The 18974-nt window shown below is 67.7% G+C and carries 17 protein-coding genes; 9 read left to right on the forward strand and 8 right to left on the reverse strand.

Annotated elements, in window-relative coordinates; all coding sequences use genetic code 11:
* Positions 1-16 precede the first annotated feature (16 nt).
* The gene (gene argE / locus FQU96_RS32615) at positions 17-1177 is read left to right on the forward strand and encodes an acetylornithine deacetylase (RefSeq protein WP_146545573.1); all 1161 of its coding nucleotides are present in this window, start codon (positions 17-19) and stop codon (positions 1175-1177) included.
* Between the two features lie 88 nt (positions 1178-1265).
* Here the strand turns inward: argE and FQU96_RS32620 are convergent, their stop codons facing one another.
* The 4 genes from FQU96_RS32620 to FQU96_RS32635 form a co-directional block, all read right to left on the reverse strand.
* On the reverse strand, positions 1266-1964 hold the full coding sequence (locus tag FQU96_RS32620) for a hypothetical protein (RefSeq protein ID WP_146545574.1): 699 nt from the start codon (positions 1962-1964) through the stop codon (positions 1266-1268).
* Positions 1965-2128: 164 nt separating this feature from the next.
* Complete coding sequence (locus FQU96_RS32625; RefSeq protein WP_146545575.1) at positions 2129-3088, reverse strand: Hsp33 family molecular chaperone HslO; 960 nt, start codon at positions 3086-3088, stop codon at positions 2129-2131.
* 120 nt (positions 3089-3208) lie between these two features.
* A complete protein-coding gene (gene argF / locus FQU96_RS32630; protein WP_146545576.1) occupies positions 3209-4135 on the reverse strand; it encodes an ornithine carbamoyltransferase in 927 nt (308 codons plus the stop codon).
* Positions 4128-5348 carry an aspartate aminotransferase family protein gene (locus FQU96_RS32635; RefSeq protein ID WP_218574966.1) on the reverse strand — a complete coding sequence of 407 codons (1221 nt, stop codon included), beginning with the start codon at positions 5346-5348 and terminating at the stop codon, positions 4128-4130. The genes argF and FQU96_RS32635 overlap by 8 nt, the downstream gene beginning before the upstream one ends.
* A gap of 115 nt (positions 5349-5463) precedes the next feature.
* Between FQU96_RS32635 and FQU96_RS32640 the strand changes: the two genes are divergently transcribed.
* Positions 5464-6564 (forward strand): mitochondrial fission ELM1 family protein, encoded by a 1101-nt coding sequence (locus FQU96_RS32640; RefSeq protein ID WP_146545578.1) that lies wholly within the window; start codon positions 5464-5466, stop codon positions 6562-6564.
* A gap of 287 nt (positions 6565-6851) precedes the next feature.
* Here FQU96_RS32640 and FQU96_RS32645 read toward each other — a convergent pair whose 3' ends face one another.
* Complete coding sequence (locus FQU96_RS32645; protein ID WP_178130844.1) at positions 6852-8285, reverse strand: lipopolysaccharide biosynthesis protein; 1434 nt, start codon at positions 8283-8285, stop codon at positions 6852-6854.
* A gap of 235 nt (positions 8286-8520) precedes the next feature.
* Between FQU96_RS32645 and FQU96_RS32650 the strand changes: the two genes are divergently transcribed.
* From FQU96_RS32650 to FQU96_RS32665, 4 genes are all read left to right on the forward strand, one after another.
* Positions 8521-10254: a fatty acyl-AMP ligase gene (locus tag FQU96_RS32650; protein ID WP_146545580.1), complete on the forward strand. Its 1734-nt coding sequence runs from the start codon at positions 8521-8523 to the stop codon at positions 10252-10254.
* A 142-nt stretch (positions 10255-10396) separates the two neighbouring features.
* Complete coding sequence (locus tag FQU96_RS32655; protein ID WP_146545581.1) at positions 10397-11344, forward strand: NAD(P)-dependent oxidoreductase; 948 nt, start codon at positions 10397-10399, stop codon at positions 11342-11344.
* A gap of 92 nt (positions 11345-11436) precedes the next feature.
* A complete protein-coding gene (locus FQU96_RS32660) occupies positions 11437-11748 on the forward strand; it encodes an acyl carrier protein (protein WP_146545582.1) in 312 nt (103 codons plus the stop codon).
* 2 nt (positions 11749-11750) lie between these two features.
* Positions 11751-12977, forward strand: coding sequence for an aminotransferase class I/II-fold pyridoxal phosphate-dependent enzyme (locus FQU96_RS32665; protein ID WP_146545583.1), 1227 nt, complete (start codon positions 11751-11753; stop codon positions 12975-12977).
* 214 nt (positions 12978-13191) lie between these two features.
* Here FQU96_RS32665 and FQU96_RS32670 read toward each other — a convergent pair whose 3' ends face one another.
* A complete protein-coding gene (locus tag FQU96_RS32670; RefSeq protein WP_146545584.1) occupies positions 13192-13797 on the reverse strand; it encodes a glutathione S-transferase family protein in 606 nt (201 codons plus the stop codon).
* Between the two features lie 128 nt (positions 13798-13925).
* On the opposite strand from FQU96_RS32670, the gene gcvA reads away from it, so the two are divergent.
* From gcvA to FQU96_RS32685, 3 genes are all read left to right on the forward strand, one after another.
* A complete protein-coding gene (gene gcvA, locus FQU96_RS32675) occupies positions 13926-14822 on the forward strand; it encodes a transcriptional regulator GcvA (protein ID WP_146545585.1) in 897 nt (298 codons plus the stop codon).
* A gap of 71 nt (positions 14823-14893) precedes the next feature.
* A complete protein-coding gene (locus FQU96_RS32680) occupies positions 14894-15535 on the forward strand; it encodes a LysE family translocator (protein WP_146545586.1) in 642 nt (213 codons plus the stop codon).
* A gap of 216 nt (positions 15536-15751) precedes the next feature.
* A complete protein-coding gene (locus tag FQU96_RS32685) occupies positions 15752-16324 on the forward strand; it encodes a hypothetical protein (RefSeq protein ID WP_146545587.1) in 573 nt (190 codons plus the stop codon).
* Between the two features lie 9 nt (positions 16325-16333).
* Here the strand turns inward: FQU96_RS32685 and FQU96_RS32690 are convergent, their stop codons facing one another.
* Positions 16334-17896: an MFS transporter gene (locus tag FQU96_RS32690; protein ID WP_370461578.1), complete on the reverse strand. Its 1563-nt coding sequence runs from the start codon at positions 17894-17896 to the stop codon at positions 16334-16336.
* Between the two features lie 25 nt (positions 17897-17921).
* On the reverse strand, positions 17922-18974 hold the full coding sequence (locus tag FQU96_RS32695; protein WP_146545589.1) for an ABC transporter ATP-binding protein: 1053 nt from the start codon (positions 18972-18974) through the stop codon (positions 17922-17924).

Here is an 18974-nt window from a genome sequence, read left to right on the forward strand (position 1 = left end):
TGATGAAGGCCACGCCATGACAGCCTCGACATACACGTCGCCGGACATGCTGACCCGCCTGGTCGGCTTCGATACGACGTCGGCGAAGAGTAACCGGGCGCTGATCGACTGGGTCCGCGACTACTTCGCGGGCCATGGCGTCGGCGTGACCCTGGTGCCCAACGCGGACGGCACGAAGGCCAATCTCTATGCTTCGATCGGGCCTGCTGTCGAAGGCGGCATCGTGCTGTCGGGCCATACCGACGTCGTGCCGGTCGATGGCCAGCCGTGGGACACCGATCCATGGCGGCTGACGGAGAAGGGCGGCAAGCTCTATGGCCGCGGCAGTTGCGACATGAAGGGGTTCGTCGCCTGCGCGCTGGCCGCCGTGCCGCGCCTGAAGGCGGCGCGGCTGAAAGTGCCGGTGCACTTCGCCTTCAGCTACGACGAGGAGGTCGGCTGCCTCGGCGCTCATTCGCTGGCCGAGCGCCTGATGGGCGACGTGCCGCGGCCGCGCGCCGTGATCATCGGCGAGCCCACGATGATGGGCACGGTGAAGGGTCACAAGGGCCAGAACAGCTACCAGGTCGTGTTCACCGGTTTCGAGGCGCATTCGTCGATGACCCATCTCGGCGTCAGCGCGGTGCACGTCGCCGGCGACCTGATCCATTTCATCAACCAGCTGCAGGACGAATTTGCTGCCCGCGCGACGGACAACGGCTACATGCCGCCGTGGGGCACGATGAATGTCGGCGTGCTCAACGGCGGCACCGCCGGCAACATCCTGGCGCGCGAATGCACCCTGATCTGGGAGTACCGCCAGATTCCCGGCGACGATGCCGACGAGGCGCGCCGCCGCGTGCAGGCGCAGATCGATGACGTGCTGCTGCCGGCGATGCAACGGCGCCATCCGTCGGCCCGCATCGAGATGACGCCGCGTTTCGTGGTGCCGGCATACAAGGGCGAGGACCAGGGCGAGGCCGAGCAGCTGGCCCGCAGCTGGAGCGGGTCGAACAACGCGACCATGGTAGCCTACGCCACCGAAGCCGGCATCTTCCAGCAGACCGGAATCTCGACCATCGTCTGCGGCCCCGGCGACATCGCCCAGGCGCATCAGCCCAACGAGTTCGTGCTGGCATCGCAGCTCACCGCCTGCGATGCGTTCCTCGATCGCATGATCGCCTGGGCGGAACGCTGATGTCCTGGGACCGCGGGCGTCCCGCCCGCTCATGATCACTGGCGCTTCGCGCCAAGGCGGGCGGGACGACGCCCGCGCTCCCAGGAACCTATTTCAGGAAGCGCGACAGGTAGGCCCGCGTGTTGGCCTCGAAGACCGGCACCAGGTTGTCCATCGCGGCGATCAGCAGGTCGTGCCATACCGCCGACCGGTCGGCGTCCTTCATGCCCTCGGGGACGGTGCGCCAGGCCGAGGCCTCGGCACTGGTGCTGCCGACCGTGGCGCCCAGCCGATCGCGCACCTGCAGGGTGACCGCCAGCCGCAAGGTGAACTTGTCGGAGTCCTCGCGGATCAGCGACTCGATCAGCCCCTTGCGCGTGCGGATCTTCTCGGTGATGACGCTGGCATCCTCGATGACGAACACGGCAGCCGAATCATCGCGCCCCGGTGCCGCGGCTTCGAGATGGCGGCGCGCCCAGTCGTCGACCATCGCCAGCGGCGAGATGATCATGCGGTGTTCGACGTTGGGCACGCGTTGCGGCGGCGCGTAGGCTTGCACGACCTCGATGCGCGACACGTCCAGTCGCAGCGGCGCCGAGCCGAAATCGGGAACCGAGAAATCGAAGGACCGACGCTTGGCCGCTGCGGCGGGCGCCGGTGCCGGTTGCGATGGCAGGGGCTCACGCGGCGCGGTTGCATTCTGCGGCGGCTGCGCGCCGGGCTGCGGTGCCAGGCCGGGTTGCGGGGCGGACAGGCTCGGCATGTTCTGGGCAAACGTCGTCTGGGCCGCGACCAAAATCAGAATCACCAGCGCCCCGATCAATGCGGGCGCAACACGCGCGTGCCAGGCAGACGCCGGTATCATGGCACCGGAGTGTAAACTCGTTTACGGCGCTATTGCGGCGATCCCACCTCCAGGCGAAAACAACACTGCACCTTTCGCACCTGCGAAATGACCATCCGTATCCTGAATCAGGCGGTCTCCAGCGCGTCCAGGTCGGCGTCGGCGTAGCGATACGCGGTCGAGCAGAACTCGCAGGTGACCACGACCCGGCCGCCGGTATCGCGCAGTTCATCGAGTTCGCTGCGCCGGATCGTGCGCAGCACCCGGTCGATGCGGGCCCGCGAGCAGCGGCACTGATCGTACAGCGGCCGGCGGTCGAAGGCGCGCACGCCGTCCTCGTGGAACAGGCGCAGCAACAGGCCCTCGACCGGCAGGCCCTGGTCCACCATCTCGGCCGCCGTCGCGCTGCCCAGCAGGACGACCGCCTTGCGCCAGCGGTCCTCCCGTTCATCGGCATCCAGCTCGGCCACGAGCTGGGCCGAGGGCAGAGCCTGCAGCAGCAACGCGGCGGCGCGCCAGTGCGTGCCATCGTGGGCAACGGCCAGCTTCAGGCCGGCAGCCAGCTGCTCGGACTGGCGGAAATAGTGGTGGGCGCAATCCGCCAATGTCGCGCCGTCCAGAGCCACCACGCCCTGGTAGCGCTCGGTTTGCGGGCCCTGATCGACGGTGAAGGCCATGTGGCCCGCGCCCAGCAGTCGCGGCACCGGGCTGGACGGCAATCCCGACACCGGGTCGACAGCCGCGTCCGCCAGGACGGCGTCGAGGCGCTTGGCATCCACCTGGGCGTAGCCGCGCAGGGCGCCGTCGGATGTCAGGTCGACGACAATCAACCGCACCGGTCCGTCGCCGCGCAGCTGCAAGGTGAAGATGCCGTCGTATTTCAGCGCCGAGGCCAGCGCGGCGCCCAGCACCAGCGCCTCGGCGAGCAGCGCGGCGACCGGCGTCGGGTAGGCGTGTCGCGACAGGATGGTGTCCAGCACCGGACCCAGCCGCACAGCCCGGCCGCGCACACCCAGCGCCTCGAGCTGGAAGGGCAGCACCGAATCGCTGTGGGCGGCGAGGATGGATCCAGCACGCGTCGTAATCATGCCGACAAATCCTACAAAGCACCGATCGACACGTGCCCTGACGGGAGCCCGTGGCGTGCCGTCATCGCGCGGCGCGTGCCGTACCGATATAGGGTCTCGCCGGCCCTCTCACCAGATCCGTCAGGTCTGGCCCAGGCACCAGGCGAGAATGCCCTTCTGCGCGTGCAGCCGGTTCTCGGCTTCGTCCCACACGACCGACTGCGGCCCGTCGATGACGTCGGCGGTGACTTCTTCACCGCGATGGGCCGGCAGGCAGTGCATGAAGATGGCGTCCTTCTTGGCCAGCTTCATCATGCGGTCGTCGACCTGATAGCCGCGCAGCAGATTGTGGCGCCGGCCGGTGCGGGTCTCGTCCTCGTCGCCCATCGACACCCAGGTGTCGGTGACGACGCAGTCGGCATCCTTCAGCGCATCGACCGGATCGTGGACGACGCTGACGCGGGCGCCGCGCTTGGCTGCCCATTCCAGCACGTCGGCCGGTGGCTTCAGCTCGGGCGGGCAGGCGATGCGCAGCTGGAAGTCGAACTGCGCCGCGGCGTGGATCCAGCTCGTCGCCATGTTGTTGCCGTCGCCCGACCAGGCCACGACCTTGTCCTTGATGGCGCCGCGATGCTCCTCGAACGTCATCACGTCGGCCATCAGCTGGCAGGGATGCGTCTTGTCGGTCAGGCCGTTGATGACCGGCACCGTGGCATAGCGCGCCATCTCCAGCAGTTTTTCCTCGGCCGTCGTGCGGATCATGATGGCATCGACGTAGCGCGACAGCACGCGGGCGGTATCGGCGATGGTCTCGCCGCGGCCCAGCTGCGTATCGGTGGTGCCCAGCATCACCGTGCGGCCGCCGAGGTCGCGCATGCCGACCTCGAACGACACGCGCGTGCGCGTCGACGGCTTCTCGAAGATCAGGGCCAGCGTCTTGCCGGCCAGCGGCTGGTCGTGACCGCCATTGGCGCGGGCGCGCTTGTAGCCGCGGCTCTGGTCGAGGATGTGCCGGAGCTGCGCCGGTTCGAGTCGGTCGAGATCGAGGAAGTGCCGGGTCTCAGCCATGAGCGGCTCCCGCCGGTGCCGCGGCGTGCTTGGCCGCCAGCGCCGTGCAGGCTTCGTCGATGATGGCAAGGCCGTGGTCGAGGTCTTCGCGCGCGGCGACCAGCGATGGATAGATGCGCACCACGTTGTCGCCGGCGCCGACGGTCAGCATCTGGCGTTCGAACAGCGCGCTCACCAGATCGCCGCTGGGCACGACGCAGCGCAGGCCGCTGATGAACCCGGCGCCGCGCACTTCCGACAGAACCTTGGGGTGCTTCGCCACCAGCGCTTCGAGCTTGGGGCGGAAATAGCCGATACGCTCGCGCACGCCGTCGAAGAAGCCGGGTGCCAGCATGACGTCGAGCACGGCGTTGCCGACCGCCGTGGCCAGCGGATTGCCGCCATAGGTCGAGCCGTGCGTGCCGAAGACCATGCCGGCCGCGGCCTTTTCGGTGGCAAGGAAAGCGCCCAGCGGGAAGCCGTTGCCGATGCCCTTGGCCACGGCCATGACGTCGGGCTTCACGTCGAACCACTCATGCGCCCACAGTTTGCCGGTGCGGCCGAAGCCGCACTGGATCTCGTCGAAGAACAGCAGCAGGCCGAACTCGTCGCAAATGGCGCGCAGTGCGCGCAGGAATTCGCCGGTGCCGGGCCGCACGCCACCTTCGCCCTGGATCGGCTCGACCAGGATGGCTGCCGTCTCGTCGTCGATCGCATCGCGCACGACGTTGGTGTTGTTCAGCGGCACGTGCACGAAGCCGGGCGCCTTGGGGCCGAAGCCCTGCAGGTATTTCTCGTTGCCGGTCGCCGCCAGCGCCGTGCCGGTGCGGCCATGGAAGGCCTGGTCGAAGCAGATGATCTTGTAGCGTTGCGGCTTGTTGTTCACGTACTGGTACTTGCGCACCAGCTTGATGCCGCCCTCGATCGCCTCGGCGCCCGAGTTGCTGAAGAACATCGTGTCGGCGAACGAATGCTCGACCAGCCGCTGCGCCAGGCGCTCGCCGTGCGCGATGCGGTAGAGGTTCGACGTGTGCCACAGCCTGGCGGCCTGTTCCTGCAGCGCCTTCACGACCGTGGGGTGGCAGTGGCCGAGATTGTTGACGGCGATGCCCGACGTGAAGTCGAGGAATCGTCGGCCGTCGACGGCGTAAAGGTAGGAGCCCTCGCCACGCTCAAAGGCGACGTCCTTCCGATCGTACGTCGGCATCACGGCCGGTATCACGCGATCCTCCATCGCTTAAAAAAACACGCGACGCTCCAGTTTCGGACCTCGCCGATCACCGGATCACGCCGCTCGCCGGCACTATCCGGACGGGCCGCGGCGCTGTCAACCACATGGCGAACCGGTGGTGGAGACTGGCACCCGCGTCCGTTACAACATCGTCATGCACGACGTCAGGCGTTCGGCGCCACTGGTCTGGCTGCTGGTGGGCGACAAAGGCGGCGATACCGCGCAGCTGCGCCGGCTGGCCCGTGCGCTGGCCTGGCCGACGGTCGAGAAGCCGTTGAAATTCAACGGGCTGTACCGCCTGCCCAACCGCGTGCTGGGGGCCTCGGTCGTATCGCTGGCAGCGCCGGCGACCGCCGACCTGGCACCGCCCTGGCCCGACCTGGTGCTGTCATCAGGCCGTCGCACGGCGCCCGTCGCGCGCTGGATCCGGGACCGCAGCGGCGGGCGGGCCAAGCTGGTCAATGTCGGCCGTCCGTGGGGGCCGCTGGCCGCTTTCGACCTGGTGGTCGCGATGCCGCAATACCAGCTGCCTTCAGGCGCCAACGTCTGGCCGGCGCGCCTGCCGTTCAACCGTATCGATCCGGCTGCCATGGCCGAGGGCGCGGCAGGCTGGACCTCCCGCCTGGGCGATCTGAAGCCGCCGTTCCTGGCCGTGCTGGTCGGCGGTTCGGCGCGGCCGCTGCGCTTCGATGCCGCGGCTGGGCACGCCATCGGACGGAACGTCGATGTGCTGGCACGCGGAATGAACGGTGCGGTGCTGGTGGTGACCAGCCGCCGAACACCCGAAGCCGTGATTGCGGCACTGGAAGCCGAGATCACCGTGCCGCGGCTGGTTCACCGCTGGCGCGCCGGTGATGCGTCCAACGCGCTGGCCGGAGTCGTGGGCCTGGCCGACCGCGTGGTGGTGACGGGTGACAGCGCATCGATGATCGCCGAAGCCTGCCATAGCGGTAAACCGGTGTCGGTCGCGCCGGTGCCGCTCGATCGGTCCTGGCGCGAGCAGTTGCCGCGCATGGTGTGGCGGCTGCTGCCGCGCCCAGTCGTCGATGCCCTGTATGCCGGCGGCTGGATCACGCTGCCGCGCGATATGGCGGCACTCTGGCAGTCGCTCGCGCGCGACCACCACGTGCATATATTAGGTGAACCGATGGCGGCCACCACGGCGCCGCCCGATGACCTGCCGGCCGTGGCGGCCCGCATTCGCGCGCTGCTCAGTTAGAGCCTGAAATCCTGGGAGCGCGGGCGTCCCGCCCATAGGCGCTAACGTTGGCGATGTTCCAACCACTGACCTCATCCTGAGGAGGCCGCGTAGCGGCCGTCTCGAAGGATAGGCTACAGGCGAAGTCTTGGAAAAAGCGTGTTCGCAGCGCCTGCGTCGTTACCCACCCTTCGAGACGCGGCCCTGCGGGCCGCTCCTCAGGGTGAGGTTCATGCGTAAGTTAGCGCCTATGGGCGTCCCGCCCGCATCAAGAGCGGGCGAGACGCCCGCGCTCCCGGGGCATGACTCTAGCTGCCGATGGCAGCCGAGCGGGCCGACTCCGGTGCGGGCGGGCTCTCTTCGCTGCGCACGCGGGCGTTCACGGCCTTCATGACCGTCCATCCGAACACGACAGCCGTCAGCGTCTCGGCCACGATTCGCGACAAGGCCGCGCCGATGAGTCCGAACTGCCATGTCAGTACCAGCAGCATCGGCACCGAGATCATGGCCAGCATCAGGGCCAGCTTCAGGTTGCGCACGGCGCGGCCCATGGCGGTCAGCGCCGGCCCGAACGGCGACATCAGCACCGTGGCAACCCGCGAGATCATCAGCAGCAGGGCCGGCAGATAGGCGTCGAGGAACTGGTGCTGCGAGGCTTTGTGGAAGAAGAGATGCAGCAGGAAAGGGCCGAGCGCGGCAAAGGCGGCCACCACCAGCAGGGCGCCGACCGTCGACGTGACGCTGCTGCGCACCACCAGGCGCCGGAAGCTGCGGTAGCTGCGAGCGCTCCACAACCGGGCGAGCTGCGGAAACACCGAGATCACGAAAATCCGGGCCGGTCCCGTCAGAACCGACGAGACCTGCTTGGCGATCCGCCACAGCGCCGCGCCGGTGGGACCGGCGAAGGCGGCCACGATCAGGTCGTCGGACTGCTTGGTGATGACGCCCAGCGAGGTGCGGCCGTTGTTGGCCAGCACGAACTTCCACAGCCCAGGATGGCCTTCGGTATGGCGGGCCCATACATGACGCCAGCCCGGCACCATGTCGCGCTGACGCAGCTCGCGCCAGCCCAGCCACACTGTCAGCAGGCGGTCGATCGCGGACGAGATCAGATAGGCGGCACCGAACGCCCAGATGCTCCAGCCCAGGTAATAGAACAGCGCACACAGCCCCAGGCGGACGATCGGGCCGATCGGTTCCGTGATGGCCAGCAGGCCGAAGCGGTCGAACAGGCGCAGCACGCCGACGGGCGTGGCGCTGACGGTGAAGAAAGCGCTCAGGCTCATGAACAGCGCGAAAGGCAGATACTCGCCCGGCACCTTGATCAACGGCAGGATGACATAGGCAAGGCCGCCGCAAACCAGCAGCGACACCAGCGCCGTGCCGACGTCGAGCAGCGTGTTGAACGCGACCAGGCGCCGCAAGGCTTCCGCATCGCTGCGGCTGAGATCGTCGGCGCCATACTTCACCACCGCTTCCCAGGTCGAGAACTTCAGCGTGTTGCCGACCAGGCTGGTGAAGCTCAGGAGCGCCGTCAGGATGCCGAACTGCCACACGCCCAGGCCGGCCGTTGCGAACCAGATCGTACCCAGCCCGACAAAGGCGCTGACCGCATGGCCGGAGAACAGCTTGGCTGTATTGGCATAGAGCTGCTGCAACGAGACGTCGCGCCGCCACGCCCACAGGCGGCCGAGCCAGGTGGGCGATCTGGCCGGGGTTGGAGGCAATTCGGACGAAGACATGCCGGAGCTATGGGAAGCGGATTGCGGCAGCTTTGCGGTTGGGTGAGGGAGCGGCCCACAGGCGGCCGGCACCGAAATCATCACAAGCCGGCAGGTCCGTCAACGCGGCCACCGCGACACGCCGCCGCTGCCCCTTGCTTGTGAGCGCCCATATCATTTGCTAGAGGACCGCCGATCGCACCCGCCGCCACCCGATGCACCAGGGTGACCTTTCAACCCCTTCACCGAAGAGCAGATGACTCCCACGCCGACGCGAAATGCCGCCCTGCCGTACCGGCGCGGGGGCTTCGGTTGCCTTGCCGAGGCGCTGGACTACGCGGCGCGGAGTGAGACGGGGATGAATTTCTACGACGCCAGGGGACGCCTGACGGCAGTCCTGCCGTGGCGTGAGGCGCAGGCGCAGGCCCACATCTTTGCCCGTCGACTGATCGGCGCCGGCTTTGCCGTCGGTGATCGACTGCTGATCACCGCCGAGACCTGGCCCGGATGCATCACGGCCTTTCTCGGCGCTCAGTATGCCGGCCTGCTGCCGGTGCCGGTCGCGCTGCCGGCGGGCCTGGGCGCACGTGATGCTTATATCGAGCAGCTGCGACGACAATTGACAGCGTCGGGAGCGGTCGCGGCGCTGTCCGTTGACTCGCTGGCGGGCTATCTCGCCACGGCGGCGGAGGGCACCGGCGTGCAACTGGCCGGCCCGATGGCGGCGTTCGATGCTCTGCCGGAAAAGCCTGTCGATCTGCGGCCGCTGGGTCCCGGCCAGCAGTGCTATCTGCAGTTCTCGTCCGGCAGCACACGCTTTCCGTTGGGCGTCGATATTCGCCAGGCGCCGCTCATGGCCAATATCGACGCAACACTCTCGCCGCAAGGACTCGACCTGCGCGACGACGACCGCGCGGTGAGCTGGCTGCCCTGGTATCACGACATGGGCCTGATCGGCTTCCTGCTGGCGGCTTTGTGCAGCCAGCGCTCCGTGGACGTCATGTCGTCGAGCGATTTCGCACGCCGTCCCTTGCAGTGGCTGACACTGATCGCGCAGTCCCGGGCGACGATCACCTACAGCCCCAGCTTCGGCTATGACCTCGCCGCACGCCGGGCCCAGACGCAATCCCTGGAGGGACTCGATCTGTCGAGCCTGCGCGTGGCGGGCATCGGCGGCGACATGATTCAGGCGCCCGTGCTGCGCCGCTTCATCGAGACGTTCGCGCCGGCCGGCTTCAATCGCGGCGCATTTCTGCCGTGCTACGGCATGGCGGAGATGTGCGTGGCGTTGTCGTTTTCCGAGATCGATCGCGGCTTCATGATCGATAGCGTCGACCGTGACAGCCTGGTCGACAAACAGATAGCGGCACCGGCGACCGGCACCAACGCGCGCGAATTCGTCATCTGCGGGCGGCCGCTGCCCGGACACACGGTCGAGATCCGCGATGCGGCGGGCAAGCCCTTGGGCGAGCGGCACGTCGGCCGCATCTTCGCGCAGGGCCCCAGCGTCATGGCGGGCTACTTCGGTGAGCCCGAGGCCAGCGCCGCGGTGCTGCAGGACGGCTGGCTTGACACCGGCGATCTCGGCTACTGGTGCGAAGGCGAAATCGTCGTCACGGGCCGGGCCAAGGACCTGATCATCGTCAATGGCCGCAACATCTGGCCGCAGGACATCGAGTGGGCCGTCGAGGCCATCGCGGCGCTGCGACGCGGCGATGCCTGCGCGTTTTCGGTGCAGGACGACGACGGTGCTGAGCGGATCATTGTCGTGGTCCAGGCGTGGCCGGCTGATGCCGATGCGCGCGCGGCGCTGCGTGACGCCATCGCGCAGAAGGTGAAGGAGACGGTGGGGGTGGACGGCGTCGTGCAGCTCATCCTGCCGTCGGTCGGCCTGCCGATGACGTCTTCCGGCAAGCTCAGCCGCTCGCGGGCCCGCACCCACTGGCTGGCTGGCGCCTACGAAAACGGCGGCCGCCCGTCGAAGCCATGACTGCTCTGGAAGCGCGGGCAGCCTGCCCGCATCAAGGCAGGGCAATCCATGCACGGCTCCTCGGGCTGGGGTTGGCGCGGCACGCGAAGGTCTCGCTTTCGCCTGACACAAGCGGGCGGGACGCCCGGGCTGCCGGGGCGTGATGGGCGGTCTGGTCGCGGTCACCGGGGCGACGGGCTTCATTGGCCAGCACCTGATCGCGGCGTTGGCAGCCGCTGGCCTGCGCCAGCGGTTGCTGGTGCGGCGCCTGCCGGTGCTGCCGGCCGTGGACTCTGCCGAAGCGATCGAATTGGTGGTGGGCGATCTCGCTTCGCCCGGGGCGCTGCACCGCCTCGTCGACGGGGCCGACGTGGTGATCCACTTGGCCGGGACCATCAAGGCGACCCGTCCGGCGGACTTCCACCGGCACAATGCGCAGGGGGTACGCGACTTATTGGCGGCCATCACGGGCGCCAATGCACGAACCCGTGTCCTCCTGCTGTCGTCCCTGGCCGCCCTCGCCCCGCACCTGTCTGATTACGCCGCCAGCAAGCGCGCCGGCGAAGATTGCCTCGTCGCCGCGTCTCCGGCTGCCGGCTGGACCGCCATCCGGGCGCCGGCGGTCTATGGCCCGGGCGACCGCGAGACTCTGGCGTTCTTTCGCACGGTGAAATTCGGATGGGCGCCGGTACCAGCCGACGGCAGCGGCCGGTTGTCACTGATTCACGTCGCCGACCTGTGCGCGGTGATCGCCGCCGTCGTCGCGCACCCGCCTGCAGATGGTGTGTATGAAGTCGATGATGGTACCACTCGCGGATATTCTTTGATGGAGATGGCGGCGGTGGCGGCCGAGGTCCTGGGACGACGCGTCCGCACGATCGGGGTGCCGCAGCGTCTCATGACCGGCGTCGCCGGCCTGCAGCAGCTGCTGGCGCGGGCGACAGGCCGGCCCGCCATTCTCAGCCGCGGCAAGGTCCGCGAGATTTTCCATCCTGACTGGGTCGTCACCGATCGCCGCCTCGCCGGGGCCCTGGATTTCAAGCCGCGCTTCAATCTCAGGGACGGCTTTGCCGATACCATCCTGTGGTATTTGCGCCACAGGTGGCTGTAGCGATGACGTAACAGTGGGTAACAATTTGTTAATGGCCTGATTTGCCGAGGTTTTGTCCAATAGGCCTCCCTCTTTGTCCGGGCCGTTGGACCATGCGCAGCGCACACAAATTCAAAGTCTACGACTTCACCGACACCCTCGTTGCCGATTCCGGCTTGCCGGCGCGCGAAGAAGTTGTTGCCGAAATCGTTCAACGTCTGGAACCATTCCGAGTGGAATCGCGACCGATCCTGGGCTCCACTGTCATCACCAAGGACCTGAACATCGACTCCTTGGCAGTGATGGACATGGTGATGGAGCTCGAGGATCGATTCGATATTTCGATCCCGCTCAATGACGTCGCCGAGATCCACACCGTGGACGAACTCGCCGACGCCGTGTTGCGTAAGGTCGAGGGTCGCTGATCATGGGTATTTTTGACCGCCACCGGCAGCTTCTCGAGAGCTACCGGATGATGCGGGCAACGGGCGAAGACCCGCTGACCGTGACCATGGACCGGGTGCTCTCGCCAACCGAGGCCATCATCAATGGCCGCAAGACGCTACTGGTCGGCACCAATAACTATTTCGGCCTGACCTTCGATCCGGTGTGCGTCGAGGCAGCCATCGAAGCGACCCGCGACGAAGGCACCGGCACGACCGGCTCGCGCATCGCCAACGGCAACTATGCCCAGCATGCCGCGCTGGAGGCCGAGCTTGCCGAGTTCTACGGCATGAAGCACTGCATGGTGACCACGACCGGTTACCAGGCCAACCTCGGCATCATCTCGACCCTGGTGGGCGACGGTGATTACCTCGTCATCGACGCCGACAGCCATGCGTCGATCTACGACGCCTGCAAGCAGACCCAGGCGACGATCATCCGCTTCAAGCATAACGATCCGGCCAGCCTCGAGGCGCGCCTGCGCCGCCTGAAGGACGAGCCGGGCAACAAGGTGGTGGTGGTCGAAGGCATCTATTCGATGCTGGGCGACACCGCGCCGCTGAAGCCGTTCGTCGAGATCACCAAGCGTTACGGTGGCTACATCGTGGTCGACGAGGCGCACTCGCTGGGCGCACTGGGCGAGCATGGTCGCGGCCTGGTCGAGCAGGTGGGCGTCCTGGACCAGGTCGACTTCGTGGTCGGCACGTTCTCCAAGACCCTGGGCTCGATCGGCGGTTTCTGCGTCTCCAACCACGATGGTTTCGAGGTGCTGCGCATCGCCACGCGCGCCTACATGTTCACCGCCTCGCTGCCGCCGTCGATCATTGCCTCGGTGCGGGCGGCGCTGAAGATCGTGCGCCGCGACGGTGCCAAGCTGCGAACCCGACTGTGGGACAATGTCGCCACGCTGTATGACGGCTTGGCGGCGGCCGGCTTCCAGCTGGGGCCGGAGCACGGCCCGGTGGTGGCGGTCGTGATGCCTGATCAGATGACCACGGTCGGCGTCTGGCGCGCGCTGCTGGAGGCGGGCGTCTACGTCAACGTAGCGGTGCCGCCGGCGACGCCGGGCGGTCTGTGCCTGCTGCGTTGCTCGCTGTCGTCAGCCCATTCGCGTGGGCAGCTGAAGCATGTGGTCGAGGTCCTGACCGGCATCGGCCGCCAGTTCGGCTTGCTGCCGGCGGAGCGGGTGCGCGCGGTCGCTGGCGGCTGAACGCGCTATCCATCGCTTTCGAGAAGAACGCGGGCCGCAGAGCCCGCGTTTTTTCTTTGGTGCAATGGCTGCTCTCAGGGCTCGTTCGAATGCCCATCACGCTGTCATCCCGAGCGCAGCGAGGGATCTAGGCGCCGGCCCTGGATCCCTCGCTGCGCTCGGGACGACAGTGGAGATCGAGCGATGGCGTGCGTCCATTTCAACGAAACAGGCTCTAAGGCGCGTCGATGGCGACATGCCGCGGCTGCATGCGCACCCGCTCCAGCCAGGCGATGATGTGCGGGTAGGGCGACAGATCGAAGCCGCCCTCGTGCGCGACGTGCGTATAGGCATAGAGCGCGATGTCGGCGATCGAGTAGCGGCTGGCGACGAAGAACGGCCGTATCGCCAGGTGGGTCTCCATCACCGCCAGCGCCGCATGGCCCTTGGCCTGGCGCTCCGCCAGCTGGGCCGTGCGCGCTGCGTCGAGCAGATGGTGCTTGAGCCAGTGGCGCACCACGGCGATGTACGGCTCGTGGCTGTACTGCTCGAAGAACATCCATTGCAGCACCTGGGCCCGCTCGAGCCGATCGTTCGGCAGCAGGTCGGTGCCGTCGGCCAGGTACCACAGGATCGCGCCCGACTCGGCGAGGTGCGTGTCGTCATCCAGCTCCAGCACCGGCACGCGCCCGTTGGGGTTCTTCGACAGGAAGCCCGGCGTGCGCGTGGCGCCGTGGTCGGTGTCGTATTCGATGCGCGTGAACGATCGGCCGAGCTGCGCCAGCGCCAGGCGCACCTTGTAGCAATTGCCCGAGTCGGCGTTGCCATGCAGCGTCGTCACGGTGTTTCTCCGGCTCCTGGGAGCGCGGGCGTCCCGCCCGCGCTCCCAGGCTCTAAGCCGCAGACAGCCACGCCGCAAACGAATAGGCTCAGGTCTCAGACCAAGCAGGATTGAGCCTCGGGACACCCATGACCAGACGCCTGCCGCCGCTGATCTCGCTGCGGGCCTTCGAGGCGGCGGCGCGCCATGGCAGCTTCGTCAGGGCCGGTGCCGAGCTGGCGCTGACGCCGGCGGCCATCAGCCACCACGTGAAGCTGCTCGAGGCCCATCTGCAGGTCGCGCTCTTCACCAGGCTGGCGCGCGGCCTGCGCCTGACCGAGGCCGGCCGAGCCTGTCTGCCCGGGCTCTCGTCCGGGTTCGATGCGCTCGAGCACGCCATCACCGGCATTCGCGCCGAACGCCTGGCCGGTCCTCTGGTGATCAGCGTGCTGCCGTCCTTCGCCGCCGGCTGGCTGATCGAGCGCCTGCCGCGCTTTCGCACGCGTCATCCCGAGATCGACCTGCATGTGCGTGCCGACGTCGCCATCGTCGACCTTGACCGTGACGGCGTCGACCTCGCGGTGCGCTACGGCACCGGCCGCTTTCCAGGCCTGCGCGCCGTCGAACTGCTGCGCGAGGAGGTATTTCCCGTGTGTGCGCCGGGGCTGGTGGGCGGTGTGCGCCCGCCGCGTCGCTTCGCCGACCTGCGGCGCTACACCCTGCTGCACGATTCGGGCGCCCGCCGCAACGAACCGTGGATCAACTGGGGGCCGTGGTTGCGCGAATCCGGGCTGGAGGATATCGACCTGGCGCGCGGCCTGCATTTCACCGACAGCGCCATCCTCTACCAGGCGGCGATCGCCGGTCATGGCATTGCGATCGGACGCAGCGTGCTGGTCGGCGGCCACCTCTCGGCCGGGCGCCTGGTGAAGCCGCTGGGTACGCCACGAGTGGTCACGCATGCGTACTACGCCGTGACGCGGGCGCGGGTGACGCCAAAGGTCGATGCCTGCGTGCGCTGGCTGCTGGAGGAAGCAGCGCTGTAAAAATCGGCACCCGTTCGTGACGGACGATCGCCGTGCTACCATCGATGGACATCAATCCGGTCGGATCATCCATGGACATCTCGCTTCTGTTCGCCGCTGCCATCGCTGGCTTCGTTTACGGCATCTCGCCCGGTCCGGGTGTTCTCGCCGTGCTGGGCATCGGCGCCGGCCAGGGACGTCGCGCCGGCGCCGCCTTTCTTGTGGGCCACCTCGCCGGCGACGTGTTGTGGGCCACCACGGCGCTGGTGGCGATCATCGGCGTGACCGCGATCGGCCCACTGGTGTTCGACATCCTGGGCGCCGTCAGCGGGGTGTATCTCTTCTGGCTGGGATGGCGTGCCGTGCGGGCGCGTCGTGCCGCCGATGGCGGTACCACCACCACCGTGCGCAATCCGCTGCTGCACGGCGCCATCTTCGGACTGACGAACCCCAAGGCCTATCCGGTGGCTGTCGCCACCTTCACGGCGCTGCTGTCGGCCAAGGCCCACCTGCTCACCTGGAGCATGCTGCCGGCGCTGGTCGTGGCGAGCTGTGTCGGCGGTCTCGTCGCCTACATGATCCTGGTCGCCGTGGTGGGCGCCGAACCGGTGCGTCGCTCGTACCGGCGGCATGAGATCCTGATCACGCGCACATCGGGGCTGCTGTTCATGGGCTTCGCCGTGCACGCGCTGCTGCATGCCGCGCCCGGATTGCTGCCGCGCCGCCTGACGTAGCGACCGCACTGTGATTCGCTGCCTGCTGTCATCCCGAGCGAAGCGAGGGATCTTTTGATGCATCACGCGGCAAAAGATCCCTCGCTTCGCTCGGGATGACAGCCCGTGTCAGCGACCAGTGATCGCAGGTGGCCAACAATCCTCGGATCGGATGCGCAATGCCGGACGCTGAACAGCGCCTCATTTTTGCGATGATTGCCGCCATACTCGATACCCATGACCGTAGCTGAACAGCCCCCGATTACCGGCCAGACAACGCTGCTGCAGCGAGACTCCTTCGCATTCCTCGCGATGATGTGGCTGCCGCGGCTCCTGATCATCGTGGTGGTCGTGCTGTTCATCGTCGCTGCCGGCACGTGGCTGGCCACCCTGTCGGAGGCGCAGCGCCTGCGGTTCTCCGACGATCCGGTAGCGGGCTTCACGCGCTTCATGACGCAGCTCGGCTGGGTGCCGATCGTCTTCACGGTGCTGTTCGTTCTGTTCCTGGCTGCCGTCAACTGGCTCCAGATGGCACGGCTGCCAATGGAAAACCGCAAGGTGAGCTATGAAGCCAACCAGGACGCGCTGATCACCCGCGATGCGGCAGGCGCGGAATTCAAGCTGCCGTGGACCATGGTGCGCACGCTGCGACCAGGCAAGCATCTGCTGATCCTGAAGCTCGGCATGCGCGTCTGGCGCTACGTTCCGTGGCGCGCCTTTGCGCCGGAGGATCGGGTGCGACTGCTGGCGCTGGCGCAAGCGCGCATCGCGCCGCAAGCGTCGAGCGCTGCGGCCAAGGACCGGAGCTAGAGCCGAGGCCTACGCGGCCGGGGAGCGCCGCAACAGCAATGCCGCCAGGGCGGCCGTCCCGATCATCAGGACAGTGCTGACGACGGCAACGATGTCCAGTGCGTGGACAAACGCATCGCGCGCGAATTGCAGCAGCGCCGCGCGCGTCTCGTCGGGCAGCGTGTTGGCCGCCGCTAGCGCCGCGCCCAGTGTACTCTTGGCGGCGTCCATGATCGTGACCGGGATGTCGCCTGGGGCGGAGTGGCTCATGACGCCGCGATAGATGGCCGTGGCGACGCTGCCGAGGATGGCGATGCCGAGCGCGCCACCCAGTTCCGTGCCGGTCTCCGAGATCGCCGATGCCGCACCGGCGCGCGCCGGTGGTGCGCTGGCCACGATCAGGTCGGTGGTCAGGATGTAGACCGGCGCCAGCCCGATCGAGAAGATCACCGAAGCGGCCACCAGCAGCAGCGGTCCATTCGCGGCGTCGATCCGTGTCAGGACCGCGAAGCCGACGGCGGCGAGCAGCAGGCCGCCGCTCACCATCGTGGCGGCATTGATGCGCCGTGCGAGCGGCGCCGTGAGCATCGAGCCCACGGTGAAGCCGACGGACGAGGGTATCGTCCACAGGCCGGCCTGCCAGGGCGACAGCCCGAACACCAGCTGCAGGCACTGGGCGAACAGCAGGAACGTGCCGAACATCACGAAGAAGCCGGCCATGTTGGTGACCACCGCCGTGCTGAACGCCGGCACGCGGAAGAGCCCGAGATCGATCAGTGGGTCGGGCAGGGTGTTCTGCCGGCGCACGAAGAGGGCGCCGACGGCAATGCCGGCTGCGATCGACATGCCGGCGACAGCGTCCACGCCGTCCTCGGCCCAGCGCTTGATGCCGTAGATGGCCGCCAGCACGGCGATCAACGACAGCGTGGCGCTGGCGATGTCGTAACGGTGCGGGCTGGGATCGCGGAACTCGGGCAGCAGCAGCGGTCCCAGGATCAGCAGCAGCACCATCGCCGGTACGCCCACCAGGAACACCGACCCCCACCAGAACTGCTCCAGCAGCAGGCCGCCCACCAGCGGGCCCAGCATGCCGCCGACCGAGAAGCTGGTGGTCCACAGGCCGATGGCGAACGTGCGCTGGACCGGATCGTGAAACATGTTGCGGATCAGCGACAGCGTCGACGGCATCAAGGTCGCGCCGGCCAGGCCCAGCACGGCGCGGGTGGCGATCAGCATGTCGGCGCTGGTCGAGAACGCGGCCAGCACCGAGGCGGCGCCGAACGCGGCGGCGCCGATCAGCAACAGGCGGCGCCGCCCGATGCGATCGCCCAAGGTGCCCATGGTGATCAGCGACCCGGCGATCAGGAACCCGTAGATGTCGACGATCCACAGCAGCTGCGCGCTGGTGGGCCGCAGATCGGCGCTGAGGTGCGGCACCGCCAGGTTCAGCACCGTGAGGTCCATGGAAACCAGCAGGCACGGCAGCATCAACACCGCCAGGCCGATCCACGCGCGGTTGGAGGCAACACTCATGGCAGCAATGAAATCTCGTATGCCAGCACCCCGGCGCACGGGTACCAGCGATGGTGGCATTCATCTCTAACAGAGGACGAGCGGCTCAGGCCACGACGATGATGCCACGCGGTGCCAGCGTGAGGGCCACGGCTTCACCCGGCGCGAGGGGCCGATCGACCCGAGGACACACCGCGAAGAGGGCGCCGGCTGCGGTGTCGATCGTGTACTCCATGTGCGTACCGACATAGGCGGCCTTGGTGATCGTTCCGGCCAGCGCACCGTCGGATGCCGGGCCACGTTGGATCGCGACGGTCTCGGGTCGGATGGCAACGGTGGTCTCGCCGTCGGCGGCCCGGCTGTCATCAACGGTGAACGCGGCATCGCCCAGCCGGACGACAATGCGCTCCCCATCGAGTCGCTTCACCGTGGCGCGCGCCTGGCTGGATTCGCCCATGAAGTTGGCGACGAAGGATGTCGCCGGCCTCTCGTAGAGATCGCGCGGCAAACCGTCCTGCTCGATGCGACCCCTGCTCATCACGATGATGCGGTCTGATACCGCCAGCGCCTCCTGCTGGTCGTGGGTGACATAGACCGCCGTCAATCCCAGCCGCTGCTGCAGGTCCCGGATCTCCTCGCGCATCTGGCGGCGCAGGCGTGCGTCGAGGTTGGACAGCGGTTCGTCGAACAGCAGGACCTGCGGGCGCAGCACCAGGGCGCGGGCGACGGCGACGCGCTGCTGCTGGCCGCCCGACAATTCGCTGGGTTGGCGCCGATCGTAGCCGTCGAGTCCGACCTGGCGCAGCGCTTCGCGGGCGCGCTCGGCCGCCGGTGCCTTGGTGATGCCGGACCGGCGCAGCCCGTAGCACACGTTCTCCAGCACATTCATGTGCGGGAAGAGGGCATAGGACTGGAACACCATGCTGACGTCGCGTTCGGATGCCGACAGTGTCGTCACGTTGCGGCCGGCGATCGAGATGGTGCCGCTGGTGACGTTCTCCAGGCCGGCCAGCATGCGCAGGATCGTGGTCTTGCCGCAGCCGGACGGCCCGAGCAGGGTCACCAGGCTGCCGGCCTCGACGGTGAAGGATACGCCATTCACGGCGACGGTATCGCCGTAGCGCTTGACGATGTCGCGGAACGCGACCCCTTCTGTCAT

Source organism: Reyranella sp. CPCC 100927 (assembly GCF_007859315.1).
Taxonomy (GTDB): Bacteria; Pseudomonadota; Alphaproteobacteria; order Reyranellales; family Reyranellaceae; genus Vineibacter.

Coding starts and splice junctions, on each gene's coding strand:
- argE (WP_146545573.1), top strand. CDS start 17: ATGACAGCCTCGACATACACGTCGCCGGACATGCTGACCCGCCTGGTC.
- FQU96_RS32625 (WP_146545575.1), bottom strand. CDS start 3,088: ATGATTACGACGCGTGCTGGATCCATCCTCGCCGCCCACAGCGATTCG.
- argF (WP_146545576.1), bottom strand. CDS start 4,135: ATGGCTGAGACCCGGCACTTCCTCGATCTCGACCGACTCGAACCGGCG.
- FQU96_RS32635 (WP_218574966.1), bottom strand. CDS start 5,348: ATGGAGGATCGCGTGATACCGGCCGTGATGCCGACGTACGATCGGAAG.
- FQU96_RS32645 (WP_178130844.1), bottom strand. CDS start 8,285: ATGTCTTCGTCCGAATTGCCTCCAACCCCGGCCAGATCGCCCACCTGG.
- FQU96_RS32650 (WP_146545580.1), top strand. CDS start 8,521: ATGACTCCCACGCCGACGCGAAATGCCGCCCTGCCGTACCGGCGCGGG.
- FQU96_RS32655 (WP_146545581.1), top strand. CDS start 10,397: ATGGGCGGTCTGGTCGCGGTCACCGGGGCGACGGGCTTCATTGGCCAG.
- FQU96_RS32660 (WP_146545582.1), top strand. CDS start 11,437: ATGCGCAGCGCACACAAATTCAAAGTCTACGACTTCACCGACACCCTC.
- FQU96_RS32665 (WP_146545583.1), top strand. CDS start 11,751: ATGGGTATTTTTGACCGCCACCGGCAGCTTCTCGAGAGCTACCGGATG.
- gcvA (WP_146545585.1), top strand. CDS start 13,926: ATGACCAGACGCCTGCCGCCGCTGATCTCGCTGCGGGCCTTCGAGGCG.
- FQU96_RS32680 (WP_146545586.1), top strand. CDS start 14,894: ATGGACATCTCGCTTCTGTTCGCCGCTGCCATCGCTGGCTTCGTTTAC.
- FQU96_RS32685 (WP_146545587.1), top strand. CDS start 15,752: ATGACCGTAGCTGAACAGCCCCCGATTACCGGCCAGACAACGCTGCTG.
- FQU96_RS32690 (WP_370461578.1), bottom strand. CDS start 17,896: ATGCCACCATCGCTGGTACCCGTGCGCCGGGGTGCTGGCATACGAGAT.
- FQU96_RS32695 (WP_146545589.1), bottom strand. CDS start 18,974: ATGACAGAAGGGGTCGCGTTCCGCGACATCGTCAAGCGCTACGGCGAT.